Source organism: Neobacillus ginsengisoli (assembly GCF_030813055.1).
In genome coordinates, this window is record NZ_JAUSTW010000005.1 from 1 (window position 1) to 16776 (window position 16776).

General features: G+C 34.9%; 17 protein-coding genes, 1 pseudogene and 1 riboswitch. Of the genes and pseudogenes, 14 read left to right on the top strand and 4 right to left on the bottom strand.

Annotated elements, in window-relative coordinates:
- Nucleotides 1-172: 172 nt before the first annotated feature.
- The 4 genes and pseudogenes from J2S10_RS15300 to J2S10_RS15315 all read left to right on the top strand — a co-directional run bounded on the left by J2S10_RS15300 (nt 173) and on the right by J2S10_RS15315 (nt 3007).
- On the top strand, nt 173-478 hold the full coding sequence (locus tag J2S10_RS15300; protein WP_307409286.1) for a hypothetical protein: 306 nt from the start codon (nt 173-175) through the stop codon (nt 476-478).
- Between the two features lie 77 nt (nt 479-555).
- A pseudogene (locus tag J2S10_RS15305) lies at nt 556-1594 on the top strand (IS1595 family transposase).
- Between the two features lie 134 nt (nt 1595-1728).
- Nucleotides 1729-2220 (top strand): DinB family protein, encoded by a 492-nt coding sequence (locus tag J2S10_RS15310; RefSeq protein ID WP_289369456.1) that lies wholly within the window; start codon nt 1729-1731, stop codon nt 2218-2220.
- Between the two features lie 556 nt (nt 2221-2776).
- Nucleotides 2777-3007: a Bax inhibitor 1 family protein gene (locus tag J2S10_RS15315; protein WP_307409289.1), complete on the top strand. Its 231-nt coding sequence runs from the start codon at nt 2777-2779 to the stop codon at nt 3005-3007.
- 362 nt (nt 3008-3369) lie between these two features.
- Here J2S10_RS15315 and J2S10_RS15320 read toward each other — a convergent pair whose 3' ends face one another.
- Nucleotides 3370-3666, bottom strand: a complete 297-nt coding sequence (locus J2S10_RS15320; protein ID WP_307409291.1) for a manganese efflux pump MntP — start codon at nt 3664-3666, stop codon at nt 3370-3372.
- Nucleotides 3667-3680: 14 nt separating this feature from the next.
- Nucleotides 3681-3971, bottom strand: a complete 291-nt coding sequence (locus J2S10_RS15325; RefSeq protein ID WP_307409293.1) for an MntP/YtaF family protein — start codon at nt 3969-3971, stop codon at nt 3681-3683.
- 233 nt (nt 3972-4204) lie between these two features.
- Between J2S10_RS15325 and J2S10_RS15330 the strand changes: the two genes are divergently transcribed.
- The gene (locus tag J2S10_RS15330) at nt 4205-4630 is read left to right on the top strand and encodes a hypothetical protein (protein WP_307409295.1); all 426 of its coding nucleotides are present in this window, start codon (nt 4205-4207) and stop codon (nt 4628-4630) included.
- A 358-nt stretch (nt 4631-4988) separates the two neighbouring features.
- On the opposite strand, the gene J2S10_RS15335 is transcribed toward J2S10_RS15330, so the two are convergent.
- Nucleotides 4989-5600: a TetR/AcrR family transcriptional regulator gene (locus tag J2S10_RS15335; RefSeq protein WP_307409297.1), complete on the bottom strand. Its 612-nt coding sequence runs from the start codon at nt 5598-5600 to the stop codon at nt 4989-4991.
- A gap of 114 nt (nt 5601-5714) precedes the next feature.
- Here J2S10_RS15335 and J2S10_RS15340 point away from each other — a divergent pair, with 114 nt between their 5' ends.
- Nucleotides 5715-6287 carry a cysteine hydrolase family protein gene (locus tag J2S10_RS15340; RefSeq protein WP_307409299.1) on the top strand — a complete coding sequence of 191 codons (573 nt, stop codon included), beginning with the start codon at nt 5715-5717 and terminating at the stop codon, nt 6285-6287.
- Between the two features lie 129 nt (nt 6288-6416).
- A complete protein-coding gene (locus J2S10_RS15345) occupies nt 6417-7820 on the top strand; it encodes an MFS transporter (RefSeq protein ID WP_307409301.1) in 1404 nt (467 codons plus the stop codon).
- 512 nt (nt 7821-8332) lie between these two features.
- On the opposite strand, the gene J2S10_RS15350 is transcribed toward J2S10_RS15345, so the two are convergent.
- Entirely contained in the window at nt 8333-9265 is a 933-nt protein-coding gene (locus J2S10_RS15350) for a LysR family transcriptional regulator (protein ID WP_307409303.1), read from the bottom strand.
- Between the two features lie 116 nt (nt 9266-9381).
- Between J2S10_RS15350 and J2S10_RS15355 the strand changes: the two genes are divergently transcribed.
- The 7 genes from J2S10_RS15355 (at nt 9382) to J2S10_RS15385 (ending at nt 16554) form a co-directional block, all read left to right on the top strand.
- Nucleotides 9382-10152: a class I SAM-dependent methyltransferase gene (locus J2S10_RS15355; RefSeq protein ID WP_307410025.1), complete on the top strand. Its 771-nt coding sequence runs from the start codon at nt 9382-9384 to the stop codon at nt 10150-10152.
- A gap of 82 nt (nt 10153-10234) precedes the next feature.
- Nucleotides 10235-11044, top strand: coding sequence for a methyltransferase domain-containing protein (locus J2S10_RS15360; RefSeq protein WP_307409305.1), 810 nt, complete (start codon nt 10235-10237; stop codon nt 11042-11044).
- Nucleotides 11045-11724: 680 nt separating this feature from the next.
- A complete protein-coding gene (locus J2S10_RS15365) occupies nt 11725-11880 on the top strand; it encodes a DUF1540 domain-containing protein (protein WP_307409308.1) in 156 nt (51 codons plus the stop codon).
- A 571-nt stretch (nt 11881-12451) separates the two neighbouring features.
- On the top strand, nt 12452-13453 hold the full coding sequence (locus tag J2S10_RS15370; protein ID WP_307409310.1) for an FTR1 family iron permease: 1002 nt from the start codon (nt 12452-12454) through the stop codon (nt 13451-13453).
- 106 nt (nt 13454-13559) lie between these two features.
- Complete coding sequence (locus tag J2S10_RS15375) at nt 13560-14150, top strand: hypothetical protein (RefSeq protein ID WP_307409312.1); 591 nt, start codon at nt 13560-13562, stop codon at nt 14148-14150.
- A gap of 321 nt (nt 14151-14471) precedes the next feature.
- Complete coding sequence (locus J2S10_RS15380) at nt 14472-15119, top strand: class I SAM-dependent methyltransferase (RefSeq protein WP_307409314.1); 648 nt, start codon at nt 14472-14474, stop codon at nt 15117-15119.
- Nucleotides 15120-15409: 290 nt separating this feature from the next.
- A riboswitch (cobalamin riboswitch) is annotated at nt 15410-15600 on the top strand.
- A gap of 153 nt (nt 15601-15753) precedes the next feature.
- On the top strand, nt 15754-16554 hold the full coding sequence (locus J2S10_RS15385) for a HoxN/HupN/NixA family nickel/cobalt transporter (protein ID WP_307409316.1): 801 nt from the start codon (nt 15754-15756) through the stop codon (nt 16552-16554).
- Nucleotides 16555-16776: the final 222 nt, after the last annotated feature.

Below are 16776 nucleotides of genomic sequence, written 5' to 3' on the forward strand. Positions count from 1 at the left end.
CAATATTCAAATGGACTTTAAAACAAACTACTACGAAATTTGGAGAAAACAAGAGAAATCGTGAGATTTTCCTTTCTATATAGAGGGAGTTTAGTGGAATAAGGACGTATTTGCAGGTAACTATATTGTATAGATTAAAAAGGAAGGAAATGAAATTTTTGGAGGAAGTTATTTGGACAATCCTATATTATTTTACAAACATCCTAAGTGGGAAATAATTACAATTGAAATTTTATATATTGGTTTTATATTGGTAGGTTTGAAATTTATTATTCAAGGTATAGTTGAGAAGGATTGGTTTTATTGTGTTTTCGGAATTGGTATTGTAATCTGGGCTATTTTGTTTTTCCGTACAAATCGGCTAGATGTTAAAGGCTACTTAGCCGTCTATTCAAATAAAATTGTAGAAAAGAAGAAACACTGTAAAGAAGTCTTTTTTAAGGACGTAATTGAAGTTAAATATTTTAGGCTTTGTTAAAGAATAATGTTGTTATTTGATTCGATCGAACGTTTGTTCTATAATGAACTAAAATTACCGAGAGCGAGTGAGTTTTAATAGCGTTAGCGGACATAATTAACCAAATCAGAAATCTTAGCCAAAGAGACCAGCAGCGATTGAAGGAGTTCTTCACAAACTCATTAGGGAGTGCGGGAGAAACAGAGTCTGTATTCACTGATGTATCAGAACAGAAACACAAAGACGGCTACACCTGTACCCATTGTCAATCCACTAATGTCATTCGCTTCGGTAAATATCAGGTAAAAACTACAATCAATACCATTGAACGTCAAAGATACCGCTGCAAAGTGCGATAAAACATTCACAGATATGACGAACACTCCTCTTCACAGAACTCATATGCCTAGTAAATGGCTTCAGTTCATCGAATGTATGATTGAAGGGTATTCCCTTCGGAAATCAGCTAAACTCATTGGTGCTCATTATGTGACGCTTTTTTATTGGAGGCATAAAATTCTAACTGCATTGAAACAGATGGATTTTGAACTTTTCGAAGGCATAGTAGAAATGGATGAAACCTATTTCCTCTATACCGAGAAAGGAAAACGGAATATCCAAGGTCGAAAACCAAGGTTACGCGGTGGTAGTTCGGAGTTTAGAGGAATAAGTAAGGACCAAGTATGCGTTCTTGTAGCCAGAGACCGCCAAAAGAGAACGTTTTCCAAAACAATAGGAAAAGGGCGTATTATAAAAAAGAGTTTGGACGAAGCGTTAGGTTCCAAGCTAGCAATACAAAATGTTCTATGTACGGATGCTTGGCGGGCGTTTATGACTTATGCCAAAGAAAAAGGAATTGAGCATCATCGCTTTAAAGCAAATGGTAGGGAGCGAGTTAATGGGATTTATCACATCCAGAATGTAAATAGTTATCACAGCCGTTTAAAGAGCTGGATGGAGCGTTTTAATGGTGTAGCGAATATATATCTAGACCATTATTTGAGCTGGTTCCAATTCTTAGACACCATCAAACATATAAAAGATAACTTTACGATAACCAAAATGGTTTTAGACAGTTGTTCTTTCTCAGTTAACACAACTTATGATAAACTAAGGTTATCAGAATTTTCCAAATAACGGAACGTTCATTGTTCCGTTAAAGGGCCAGTTTAATTGAACAAGGAATTGGTATGACACCTTAATTAGTGAGCTATCTACAACACGCCGCAAATGAATTTTGACCAAAGGGATTAAATTGGAGGGAATAGAAAATGGATGTAAAGACACTTTTGTTACAACAATGGGCAAGCTGCTTAGATGAAGAAGACTGGTTTCCACCACTTGAAAAAGTGCTAGAGGATATTACTTTTGAACAGGCAATTTGGAAACCAGTTGAGGGGGCAATGAATTCCATTTGGGAATTAGTTTGTCATTTACTTTTCTATAAAAAGAGACTTCTGATGCGATTTCTTGGTGAAACAGCGAATGAACCTCAGGCAGAAGATAATGAATCTACATTTCGATTACCAACTGAGACGTTTCAAAATTGGAAGGAAACAAAACAAGAATACTTTTATGTTCATCGTGAACTTGAAAAAATACTAGCAAAATCAGAACATGAAGATTTGTATAGACAGATCCCTGGAGAAAGATCATTAGTGCTTGAACTGAAGAGTTTAGCATTGCACGACGCATATCATATTGGGCAAATTGTATTCCTAAGTAAAATGCAAGGAGCTTGGGCAGGGAAACGCAGCTTTTAAAAAAGCTTCATTAGCTTTACAGTTATTCCATTATAGGGGGCTTTAATGGAATAAGAACGGGAACGTCCAAATCGGACGTTCCCATATTTTATACCTGAAAAACAACAATACTACTTAACAAAGCCATATTTTAAAAAAGCAAAATATGTAAGGCAGACGTTTTATATGGATTGTTTGCTTTTTTCTTAAAAGACAAAGAAGTACCTGTACTTATTAGTCCATCTTATAAGGGAACAGTAACGCTCTATATAATGAGAGAGGAAACAATAGAAATATTAAATTATATTCGAGTGAATTTTCCATCCATTAAATATATAAAAGAGGATTGGATTGGTCCCTATTAAATTTCTTTATCAAATAACGGGTGCAAGAGTTGAACATCGAGATGCCATAATGGTGGATTTTCTTGTTTCACTACTGAAGCAGGTTAATTTAACAGGTCAATTTTCTTAGCTTGCTGGAAACTACCCAATTTGCTTTTAAAGGAAACAAAAAAAATTGACATACAATCTACAGGAATTATAATGATAATAATTTTAGATAAGGGGTGAAAGAAATGAGTACTATTTCTTTATCGAAAGAAAAGCAACAAAGTGTTTTAGCGAAATTATATGCCTACATGTTCATTGGACTTTTGATAACTGCGTTAACTTCATACGAAGTATCACAAAACATGGCAGCACTTGAATTAACAAAAAACTCATTTTTCCTTATTGTCCTATTTCAATTAGGGTTGGTTGTTGTATTAAGCTTTTACAATTGGCGTTTAAAAATAAATACAAATTGATAGCTATAAAAATTTGTAGGTACGATTCGTTAAAAACACCTCCAAAAATTGTTACTTTATTTAAGTTTTCATATTAATTTTAGATGACCATTTTCCGAAAACAATCTTCAACAACTGGGCGCAATACTTGAAGAGCTGGCTGCTATTGCCAGCTTTTTGTTTATTTCATTAAATGGCCGGTTAGCTTTAGAAAGAAGGTAAATAAGGTATGCAGAACTTTTTAGAAATCAGTTGTGAATTTGGAGATTCATGTGAATTTTCCATTTAGCGGAATAGGAAGAGTTTTTAGAAATTAATTTTGATACAACATAGTTATGTAATGAAAGACCGTAAAAAAACGGTCTCTTTAACTTAAAAAACGATTAATTAAACATTTCAATGAAGCCAAGTATAATTAACAAAACACCTGCAATTAATGGGGCATATTTACCGAAAAACCTCCCTAATACATTTTTACCAATTGATTCTCCGAGAATAATTGTCAATATACTTATGAAAAATGTAGCGATTACCGTGAAAAAAATATTGACCCCTGTAATACTTGCAGCTATTCCAGTACCTAAATTGTTAAATGTTAATCCTAATGCCAAGATAAATGCTTCTTTCATATCAATATGACCTGATTTATCCGTATCTGATTTTTCGGCGTGCTCGAACATATCAGTAAGGTCTTTTATGAATTGGTATTATGGATAAGTTTTATTAGGCTTTGTATTACAAAATAAATTCCCAAAATCACAATAATTCCAGCACCTAAAATGTTTGATACTGATTGAGGCATGAATTTTGCAATATACAAACCAAGTGACATGGATAAAAATGTTCCAGTTGTTGTTACTAATGCGATAATTAGATTTGCAATTATTCCTATCTTTATTTTCTTTATTCCATAAGCAGTGCCCACAACTACATTGTCAAGGTTAGAGGATATACTGAACAATAATGCTGACAAAATCATTAACATCTGGATTGACCTCCTTGCATAAATAACAACCCACATCAGGTTTTGCATACTATGCATATCGAAGGAAATAAGTTAAATATTTTTATATTGTAAGTGATATTTCTTTACGAATATTAATGGTATTTTGGTCTATTGTTTAAGTTATTTAAATTTTTCGAGAAAAATGTTTTATTATTTGGGGAAATGCTTATTAAACAAACGGGCGCTTGAATTAAATAACAAGGTGTGATTTTATGACTTACCCTGGTTATAGATTTGAAAAAATATGGACGGACGTAGATTTTTTTGAAGCACATCTAGGTTTCTATGGAAGTGAATTTAATCTTAACCTAGATATTTATACGGATAATATTTCTCTTAACGAACTGCGATTAGGTTTATTGAGTTTTGTAGAACGACTTGGGAAAAATGAGTTTTTATGGAAACCAGGGCACGAAAAGGCACCACATTATTTGTCAATGAGGTTCTTCCTTCAAGAAAAACGAGGAATTGTTGGAGTTGAAGTTAATCTAGATAATAATATGGAACCACCAAACCGATTTCGGTCCAATTTTTATTTATTAACTGAGTTGAATCAACTTGATGATTTAGCAAGAAAAATTGAGAAATTGATTAAAGAGGAAATTAACGACTTTGAGGGATTGTATTCAGCAAATTAACTATAGTCTTATTACTAAAGAGAGCTTATTTCGAATAAGATTAAGGCATTGATCTTCAACAATCGGGCGCTATCCTTTAATAAGGATCAGCGGTCAATTTCTTTTAAGGGCCAGGTTGTGGAGGAAACAGAAAGAGTAAGAATACTGATTAAAGATTATTTGTAATGTGTTTCACTTAACTAAACGGTTGAACAACACTTTAAAAGAAACTTGATAAGTATGAAGATATTGTGGAGTTTTTCACTTAAAACTAATTGATCAATATGGTTAAAGAAGGAAAGAGAAATTAATAAGAAAAGGTTCCTTAAATAAGGGAACCTTTTTTATGATGATTTGTTGCTTTAGAATAATTGATTCTTCATTCGTTAGAAATAAAAACTGAATAGATTTGTTCCAAAATCATTTCAGGGGAAAAGCCACGCACTTCTCTTTGAAATAAATAGGAATCGCTCCTTAGAGCTTGAAGGAGCATATCTGCTCTAAATACATTGTTCACTTTTGATGATTCAGCCCCATATATCTCTTCAAACAGATTGAGGAATATATGGTGTAATTTGTTATAAATTGGACTCATTGTTAGGGGTTTCCCACTATTGGTTGATGTAGAGTCTTCAACACCTCTAAGCAATCGTGCCTTATTTTCTCTGAATCGGATAAATAAGTTGAGAACTGTTTTAAATCGTATAGTTGATGACTCATTAAGATTTTTCTCTAAATAATCACCCATATCATCAAAAAGAAGAACAACGTTATCTTTAATTAAATCTAGACATAATTCACCTTTATTTTTATAACGACGATATAGAGTGCCAGGACCAATTTGTGCTTCTGTTGCAATTTGATTCATACTTACTTGCTCAACACCATTTTGCTCAAATAGTCTAAGCGCAGCATCTAATATACGTTGACGATTCTCGGCAGCGTCTCGCCTTTCTGTACGCGTATGGAATATTTCTTCGCCATTAACCATGCTATCACTCCCAAAAAAATAACAACCAAATTGACAAACGGAGATATCTCCGTTTATTATAAAAAAGGAGAGATCTCCACTTATCTTATCCCAATGAAAAGGAGATTACAACATATGCAAAATCAAAATGGTAAAACCGCACTGTTAGTGATGGATTTACAAAATGGCATTGTACCACATTTAGGAGAAAATCTACAAGAGGCGATCATTCCTTATCAAAAGGCAATAAAAGCAGCCCGTGAACATTCTCTTCCAGTGATTTTTGTCAGAGTGGGGTTTAGCAATGGGTATCCTGAAATTAGTCCAAAAAACAAGGCATTTTCAGCTATATATAAGTATGGTGCTATGACAGTTCATGATGAAGCAACACAAATTCATGAATTCGTTCAACCTGAAAGAAATGAACCTGTTATTACAAAATATCGAGTAAGTGCTTTTTGTGGAAGTAATCTTGAAGTGATTTTACGGGCGCAACAAATTGAGACAATTGTTCTTAGCGGAATTGCTACGAGCGGGGTCGTTTTATCAACTTTAAGAGAAGCAGCGGACAAAGACTTTGAAATTAAAGTCCTAGAAGACGCTTGTTTTGATTCAGATCCAGAGGTTCACCGAGTTCTAATGGAGAAGGTATTTCCCCGTCAAGCAGATGTGCTAAGTGTCCAAGCCTGGATTGATACATTGAAGTAATCAAAGAGGGTCTATTTTGCGTTACTGTGAAATGGACCCGACTAGTTTGCCCTTCAGTTTTTTTATGATTAAACAGCCAAATTTTAAAGTTCTGAAACCTTTCAAGATTAAATGAAGGAAGGAATAGATTTGTCTTTATTTAGTAACAACAGGAAGGCTAGAAATAAAAATCATTTTAATCAAAAACTGGTTGCTCCAATGGTTTTAGGTTCCATTCTAAATCCTATTAACTCTTCGATCATTTCAGTTGCTTTAATTCCAATTGGTCAGGCGTTTGGAGTACCACCTTCTCAAACAGCATGGCTGGTTTCTGCTTTATATCTTGCTACGGCAATTGGACAGCCAGTTGTAGGAAAGCTAATTGATATTTTTGGTCCAAGACTTCTTTTTTTAATCGCAACATCACTAGTAGGTATCTCTAGTTTAATCGCGATCTTTGCTCCTAATTTTTGGTGGTTAGTGGTTGCCAGAGCTTTGCTTGGTTTTGGAACCTGCGCTGGGTATCCTGCTTCTATGTATCTAATTCGCAGTGAAGCAGAGCGAACAGGTGAGGAAAGTCCAATGAGTATTCTCACCCTATTAGCGATTGCTAACCAAACCATTGCCGTTGTTGGACCTACCTTAGGTGGGATACTCATTGAAGTTGGTGGTTGGCAAAGTACCTTTATCGTTAATATTCCTTTGTCATTAGCTTGTGTGTTCTTAGGTTACTCCCGTTTTCCAAGGATTTCAGGAGATTCCGTTGGAGCAGATAGGATAAGTTCCATTGATGTTATAGGAATACCTTTGTTTGGAATAACCTTAATTACTGCTCTTCTTTTCTTAATGAGTCCGAGTTGGCATAATGTTTATTTAGTAATTATTTCAATCATCACCGGTATCGTTTTTACTGTCTTTGAGTTGAAATTAATAAATCCTTTTATTGATCTGCGGGTATTAGCTGGGAATATACCATTGATATTAACTTATGCTCGAGGATTACTTTCAGCTACCTTATCCTACAGTATTCTTTATGGATATACCCAATGGTTAGAAAAAGGTAGGGGGCTGTCCCCTTCAAATGCTGGTTTGTTGCTATTGCCGATGTTTTTAACGTCGATCATCATTTCTAAAACAACCGGAAAAAATCCTGAAATCCGCAGGAAATTGATTGTAGGGAGTATTGTTCAGTTTATTACTATGGCTTTACTACTATTTGCAAATCATTCAAGCAGTATTGTCTATCTTGTGGTTATAGCTATACTTTTCGGAATACCCCAAGGTATTTTGAATTTAGCTAATCAAAATGCTATCTATTTTCAGGCTTCTTCAAAGCAAATGGGTGCTTCAGCCGGTTTGTTAAGAACCTTTATGTACATGGGAGCAATGCTTGCTTCTGCTGCTAACGGATTGTTTTTAAAATCCGATGCAATTACAAATGGGCTTCACCATTTAGCAATATTCTGTTTAGTAATTGGCTTAATTTTAATAATTATTACCCTATTAGATCGTTCATTGAGTAAGATTGGGAAAAATGCGCACCAAAGATACTAAATTCAGGGATATGAATAATATAAAAAAATCTCCGTTTATTGCGAATGGAGAAAGTTCTCTGCTTTATCTTTATTAAAGTAAAGGAATGAAATAGGGCCCATGCGGACCCTTTAGTTTTAGGGATTTATAAAAATAGTTTAATCAAAAATATTACAAAGGGTCATTACAGGATATAGCTCAGATATAGATTGTGAAAAAATGTACTTCCAATAAAGGGTGCTTATCTTCAATAAGATCTTCCATAATCGGGCGCGTTTCTGGAGCAGAAATGCGCTCTTATTAATTAATTGGGCCATATTGTTGAGTAGGAATTGTGATAATAATAGAAATTTGAAATAAATGAAATTACTGTTTATGATTCAATTCTTCAACAATCGGGCGCATTTCCGGAATAAGGATTAGCGCCCTTTTTTGCATGAAAGGGCCATTTTGTGGAATAAGAAGTTATATAAAATGCCATCTCTTTTATGCAGTCATTATAGAATGGTAATGTAAAGATAATGTTTAATACCTTAATTTAGCTTTGTTTTTTCATAAATTTCTATTAAAGCCCTGGCATTCATACTTAGATAGCGTTCCTTTTTATAGGTAAACACTAATGTGCGGGTAGGATTTGAATCTAATTTAAAATAAGTAAGGGAAGTTTGATAAGTACTTCGGTGAATCACCATTTCAGGAGCTATTGTTATGCCCAGCCCATGTCTCACAAGAGATTGAGCTGTTTCAATACTGCTTGTTTCATAAGCAATCTGTGGTTCAAATCCACCTCTCGCACATAATTCCAATACTGTGCGACGAAAACCATATCCTTGTTTCAATAAAATAAATGGACAATTTGCAAAATTCTCAATAGGTAAAGTATTTTGTTTGATTAATATAGAAGAAGACATGATTTGTTTTACTTTTATTGGCATCCACTGTTGTTGTTCTTTTGGTAATACAAGATAAAGTGGCTCAGTAAGCATTGTTTTCGTATTTAAACGGAAATCTTCTATAGGAAGAGACAGTATAGAAATATCAACCACCCCCTTCGCAGTTAAGTCTATTAGCTTTTCTGTTGATTCTTCAATTAGTTCGATCCCAACATTCTCATACTGTTCTTTATAAGTTTTAAGAAGCGAAGGCAAAATATGTCCTCCCGTAATAGCTGTCGAGCCAATCCTTAATTCCCCCCTTATTCCTTCTTTTCGTTCAAGAATCTCACGTTTTAGATCATCACGCATTTGTAATATCTTCTCAGCTTGTTTCACAAACAAAAGACCATCAGGAGTTGGTTCTACTGGACAGCCAGGTTTTCGATCAAATAAAGATACTCCGAGTTCTTGTTCCAATATGGCAATTTGTTTACTTAAGGATGGCTGTGCAATATGAAGATGGTTAGCAGCTTTTGTAAAACTTCTTGTTTTATATATTTCCAATGCATATTCAAATAGTCTCATGTCCATAAGATCCCTCCATAGCCTACGGCTATCAATATAATAGATTATATATCTTAGTTGAATAAATGTTTATAGAATATGATGAAAATAACAATATCTCAAAATTAAGGGAGTGTTATTACATGAGTTCTGTGAATGTTTGGAATGCAGACTTGTACGATCATAAATTAAGCTTTGTATCTAGTTTTGGCAAAGGAGTAGTTGAGCTACTTCAACCACAAAAGGGAGAGAAAATACTTGATTTGGGTTGTGGAACGGGAGATCTTACATACGAAATTTCTAAGTCAGGTGCGATTGTGAAGGGAAGTGATTTCTCAGGAGAAATGATTGAGAAGGCGTGTAAAAAGTTTCCTCAAATCCCATTCATTGTTGAAAATGGAGAAACATTTAGAACAAATGAAAAATACGATGCTGTTTTTTCGAATGCAGCCCTTCATTGGATGAAAAATGCTGAGAAAGTGGTCGAATCTATTGAGCTAGCATTACATCCAGGAGGTCGGTTTGTAGCTGAATTTGGTGGACAAGGAAATGTTCAAACCGTTATTCGGGGAATAACAGAGGTACTCTCTCAAGAATATGGAATAAATGTAGCAGAAAGAAACCCTTGGTATTTTCCAAGTATAGGGGAATATAGTACTTTACTTGAACAGTACGGATTTAAAGTATCATATGCTCATCATTTTGATAGACCTACCCCATTAACAGATGGAGAAAAGGGATTGAATCATTGGTTAGATAGTTTTGCGGATGACTTTTTCCCTGAGTTCTCTAAAGAAGAAAAAATGGTCATTTACGGAAAAATAAAAAATATGATACAACCAGATTTATATAAAGATGGTATATGGGAAGCTGATTATAAACGAATTAGAATTGTTGCTATTAAGAAAGGTTAGTTACTGTTACAGTATGCTATGTTGAATAGCCTAGAAATAATAAGGAACTAGTACAAAGCGACTAAGTGAAGGAGGATACTATATGAAAATAAATAGTGCTCAAAACCGTGCTGAATTATCAGGAAAGTTAACAAACGTATTAGATTCCAGAACGTTAACTAACTCTCACAAAAGGCTTGCTGAAATACTGACTGAAGGTATGACAGTCCTTGATGTTGGTTGTGGCACAGGAGCAATTACACGTGGAATAGCAGAAGCAGTAGGTCCCACAGGTCGTGTCGTAGGAATTGATAGTAATTCAAACCTAATTGAAAGAGCCCGTCAAGCTCATGATGAAACACCAGGATTAACATTTGAAACTGGTGACATCTATAACCTTAACTATGAAGGACAATTTGATATTGTTACCTCTTCAAGGGTGTTAGTATGGCTTTCTGATCCGTTGAAGGCATTGAAAATGATGAAATCTGCGGCTAAAATTGGTGGGCGTATCTTGATTGCTGATTATAATCATGAAAAGATATCATGGAAACCACAGCCTCCTTCAAGTATGCTTTCTTTCTATTCTGCTTATTTAAAATGGCGTTCCGATGCAGGTATGAATAATTCGATTGCCGATAACCTTACTGAAATGTTTCAAAAAGTTGGTATTAAAGAAATCTCTATAATCCCTCAACATGAAGTAACAAAGCGAACAGACCTAGATTTTCAAACTCGTATTGGAATATGGGCTGATACTGCATCAAGCAGAGGACCCCAAATGGAAAGAGACGGGTGTATCACTGAAAAAGAATATGTGAAAGCAGAAAAAGAATACCGAGAATGGATCATTAAGGGTGCACAATCTTTAACGATGTATATGTTAGCAGTTGAAGGTGTGAAACTCCCTTAATTCAATAAATCTTGATTTTTTTTGATGACTTTATTGTTACTAATTTTGAGTATGAAAGTGTAATTTAAAGAATAATAAAAAACTATTTTAACACTGTTTGAAAAATTCGAAAGGCGTTTGCGTATATATGACAGCAAAATTAAGCAACTTTATTTTTTAACAAGATATTGGTTGTACATTCACAATTGACGTACGAAGTTAGCTCTCAAAAATTTGAGAAGTGGCTAAATGAAAATATTATCATTTAATTTTTTTAATCCTTCCAGATGTTAAATAGGAGGAAAAATTATGCTGTCTTTATTCCGCAATCGGGCGCTTTTCTGGAGTAACTAAAAAAGCCCAATTTCTCAATTTAATTCTGAGAAATTGGGCTTTTTAATATTATAATTTCCTTAACGATAAATAAACAAAATGAAAACTTAAAATAAGCCTGTGCGGGAAATGCGATATCCGGTCAGGCTTATTTTACTTAAAAGCACCATTTTATTAATCGTTAAAATTTAAAAATATGGAGCGACGGGGGCGGAGAAATAAGAAAGTGAAATAAGCAGCTACAAGTTCAGGTATTTTAATATAAATTAAAATATTTATAAAGTGGTTTGTTTTATTGAGTGAAATAAGAAAAAGCAAGTATCAATCACTAAAGAATAGTTAACTCTAGTAAAAAGGAGGTGAGATTCTTGGCAAAGGATGTTCTTTGTGAAGTAAATAATTGTAAGTATTGGGGCAACGGGAATAAGTGCAGGGCAGAAGCAATCTATGTTATCAGCAATAGAGGAAGACAAGCATCTAATAGTGAAGAAACTGATTGTAAAACCTTTGAACCCTCAATTTAATTATGTTTAAGGGTAATCTTTAGTTGGGTTATCCTCTTCTTTTTACTAGTATTGATAATAAATATCATTATCATTCAGATTTTTAACATTTTCAGTTTTTTTTTGCCTTCTATCCTGAAATAGGGTATGGAATAAAAAATTTTTACCTCCGCTTCACGGTCACAAAATAAACAGGTGCAAGTAAAATGGTTAAGTTTTTTAACATGGGGAACATCCAATACTTTAAGAGCATCTTTGACATGTTTTTCACAAACTAACAATTTAATCACCCGCTTTCATTATTCTCCATCAATTTAAGTATATGTAGCTATCATTGTTTTATCAGCAATCCACGTAATAGTTTTAACTATAAAACTTTATATATCTAAAAAAACTTCTGGGCAAGACTTATCCCAACCAGAAGTTTTTTTCATATACCAATCAAGCCGTATTTTTTAAATCGGATTTTGTTTTAATCGTAAGAAGCTGGGATTTTAAAAATGGTATAATCCAGAGGTCCAATCCAATTTTAGCAGCGTTAAAACCAGCAATTAGGATCAATATCTCATTCAGAGCCAATTGCGGATTAGCATTGCAGGGTCTTAAAAGTGTCAATGAAAAATTCATTCATGGTCAGTATGCCAAGGGTGAGGGATTTAAGATACAAAGCATCACACTTTCTGATTTTATTCAGATGTTGCAAACCACAAAAGAAAAGGTTCAAAATCATGATAAGCAGTCGGCTCTTTCGGATATTAGTAATGTTCGAGAGTCTTGGCTGAGCATTGAAGGAACCGTGGTGGCACAATCGGCTACATTATATAACAATTCAGAGCGAGATATGGTCACAGTGAATGCGATGATTTCTGCGGGTAATGACAAGGAGGCTGCTCAGTTACTTGACAAGATGATAGGGTACTTGACACCGCTTGCCAGTAAAACCAGTTATACCATATGGGATGCCGCAATGATACCGATTCGTGAAGGACTTGAAGCACTGTTGATTGTTGGTGCATTATTAGCCTTTGTTAAAAAATCCAATGAAGGAAAGGGGAAAGTTTGGATTTGGAGCGGAGTTTCAGCTGGTATAGTTCTGAGTGGTATTTTAGCGGTCATTGTTAAATTCGTTTTCACATCGGGCGCTTTCGGTCAAAATAATTTCCTAATCGCAGGCTGGACTGGTATTGTAGCAGCCGTAATGCTTCTTTACATGAGCTATTGGTTACATAGTAAGTCGAATATCGCTGAGTGGAATCAGTATATTCGTAACAAAAGTCAATCAGCGCTGGATACAGGGCGTATCATTTCTCTTGGGGTACTATCGTTCTTAGCCGTTTTTCGGGAGGGAACAGAGTATCGATTTCTTAGGGTTCTATCCATCCTGGCAGAGTGCCATACCGCAAATCGCATTGCTCTTGTTTGCTTTGGGGGCTTTGATGTGGAACTGAATCAAAAAGCAAAGAGAACAGATTCAAACGACAATACAAAACTAAAACATTTTCATTCAAATAATAGGAGGAATTTATTCTACGAAAATTGTAAACACCATTGCTGCATTAGCTATGACTTGCACATTAGCCCTTGCTGGATGTAGTTCGTCCAACACTTCTTCATCTAGTGCTTCAACTACCAAGGATAAGGCTACAAATCAATCAACTAGTACTCAGTCTTCGTCAAAAGAGCAAACTACTTAAACGAATGTGAAAAACGGGGTTGCAAATTTACTTCATAATGCCAAACAATTAAATAAAGGCATTATTGCCGGTGATGAAGCAAAAATTAAAGAGACTGGACCACAGCTCGAAGAAATTTGGAAGACTTTTGAAGATGTTGTGAAATCACAATACCCAGACCTATATCCACAGGTTGAGCAATATCTTAACCCAACAGTGGCTGGTGCGAAGGAAAGCGCGATTAACAAAGAAGCACTCTCGAAATTGAATAATCAGTTGATCGACGTTTTATATCAGTTGTCACAGAAGCTCATTCCTGTTGAACAAGTCAAAGCCGGCGTTGCAAAGCTGCTAACAACGACAGACGAGCTAAAACAGGCGATCAACGCGAGTGATGAAGCGAAGGTGAAAGAGACAGGACCAAAATTAGAGGAAATTTGGAAGACTTTTGAGGATGGAGTAAAGCCGAGGTACCCAGATCTTTATGAGCAGCTTGAAAAATCTCTGAATCCAGAAGTAGCCGGCTCACAAGTAAGCCCTCTTGATAAACAAACGCTTGGGAATTTAAATAATCAGTTGACTCAAACATTGCATGAGTTAGAACAAAAAGCAAAATAAAAAGAGAATAGAAAAAGTGGCTAAAATAGAATCGTTGACAAAATGGAGGAAACTCGAAAGGGGTACCTCCATTTTTATTTACAATTTATTGAAAAACTTTGTTTTCGAACCAAAACCAACAAGAGAAACAGACCGTTTCACATGGAAAAGTTGCTCTTGGATGGCAGAAGACGAATGGAATCGAAATTCGAAAAGGCAGCAAGAAGGCATTGATTTGGCTTTGAAAAATGGTCTTCCCCCATATTGTCCGCCCCTTGTTCTATATGTTTATTCGTGATAAAATTAAATCGTAGTTAACTTATAGGAAATGGAGGGATTAAGGTGGGGAGAGAATTTATTGAGCTTTTTAATGAATGGTCCCAATCTTATGATCAAACCGTTACCGGACATGATCCTGAATACGAAGAGGTTTTCATAGATTACGATAAAATACTTTCGACAGTAGCTGAAAAGTCAACAGGAACGGTGATTGAATTTGGTGTAGGTACTGGAAACCTAACAGCTATTTTAAATAATAAAGGACTTAAAGTGTTTGGAATTGAACCATCTGAAGGAATGCGCGAGATTGCAAAGCAGAAATTAAGAAACATTACCATTCTAGATGGAGACTTTATTAATTTTCCCCAGTTCGATGTAGAGATTAATACCATTGTCAGCACATATGCCTTTCATCATTTAACAGATTACGAAAAAGGTTTGGCTATTCAAAAGTATAGTAAACTGCTAAAAGATAATGGCCGTATCATTTTTGCTGATACTGTTTTTCCTACAGAGGAAGCAAAGCAGGAAAGAATTCAGGATTCACGTAATAAAAACTTTAATAGACTTGCAGATGATTTACAGAGAGAATATTATACCACCATACCGGTATTACGACATTTATTTGAAAAACAAGGATTTACAGTGGATTTTATCCAACTAAATCCATTCGTTTGGTTAATGGAGGCTAAAAAAGAGGAGAGATCTTGACTATATTTATTTTAGTTCGAGGGAATGATGAAATTTCTGATTTAGGTACATCTTTAAATCATTTAGCCGAACAATTACAAGCATAAAGAAATCCTGCGCAAAAACTTGACTTGCGATATTGGTTCTACTCGTCGTTAATGCGGTTGGTTTTACAAATATATATAGCCAAACATATATTGGAGTATTTACAGCTATATCTACCACACTATAGTACAACTTCATATAGATTTACATTAGAAAAAAATAGGTGTTAAGTTTTGAAAATTACAAGTATAATCAAGTTACAACATTAAATTGAAAACAAACTAGGTGCCCTTATGAAAACAAGGGGTAACAGGGAATCGGGTGCAAATCCCGAGCGGTCCCGCCACTGTAATTGAGGAGTTCTCTATTATGTATGTCACTCAACCATATAGTTGGGGAAGACGATAGAGCGCAATGATTCAAAAGCCAGGAGACCTACCTAGGTTGTAACACCAAAACAGCCTTCGCGGAAAGGAGAGGTGTACGAAGATGAAGCGACCATTGTATTCTCCCATTTTGTCGTCTATTCGCACGTACCCAAAAATCCTCAATCTGTCAAAGGTTGAGGATTTTTTTGATTTACTTTATTTATAAAAGGAGGAATTTTTACATGGAAACTGTATCACTTTATTTACTTGTTTTTGTATTAGGACTTCGACATGGGCTAGATGCGGATCATCTTGCTTTCATTGATGGACAAACCCGTTATAATTGGCGAATGGGCAGTCGGTTTGCACGCTGGGTAGGTACATTGTTTTCGTTTGGGCATGGAGGAATGGTCGCTGTAACAGCTGGTATTTTGGGAGTGGTGATGAAGAATTTTTCATTCCCAGCTTATTTTGATAATTTTGCATCATGGGTATCGATTATTTCTTTATTTCTCATTGGCACATTAAATACTTATAATCTGTTACGCACGAGAAATAATAACGAAGAGTTTCAGCTTAGTGGACTAAAGGGAAAGTTTATTCCAAAAGTTGCGAAGGGAACAACGAATCCCTTTCTTATTATCTTAGTAGGAGCTTTATTTGCCTTAGCTGCTGAGACTGTAAGTCAAACAGCTGTCTGGTCTTTAGCAGCAAGTAATTCAGGTAAATATACACCCTTAATTTTGGGACTTGTATTTATGTTTGGCATGATGATTACAGATACAATTGATTCCATGATTGTCTATAAAATGGTAAATCAGTCAAGCAAACTAGGTCAAGCTGCGTCAAGACTAATGGGTTGGGTGATTGTCTTCTTAGCATACGGGGTTTCCATCTATCTTGCATTTACTTTCTTTAACCCTTGGGCAGAACTCGATTTCGAAATCGTAGGAATCATTCTTTTCATTTTCTTAGTCTCTTCATTTATCTTTGTAAGTGTTCGTTCTAAGAGACAAAATGTTGAAATAAATACTACGAATTAATTAAAAAAGCTCTGACAATTTTATAGTGTCAGAGCTCTTTTATCATCTATAATATACGTCCCTGATAACGCAAATTACGTAAACAATGAATCTACAATCTTATTCGCTAACACAAGACCATCCAGTCCAAAGTGTAAAAAGAATAAACAAAATAACAACTTCCCAGATTGCAGAGAAAGGGAGATTTTTTTCTACAATCTTTTTTTATTCCTATATGAAATT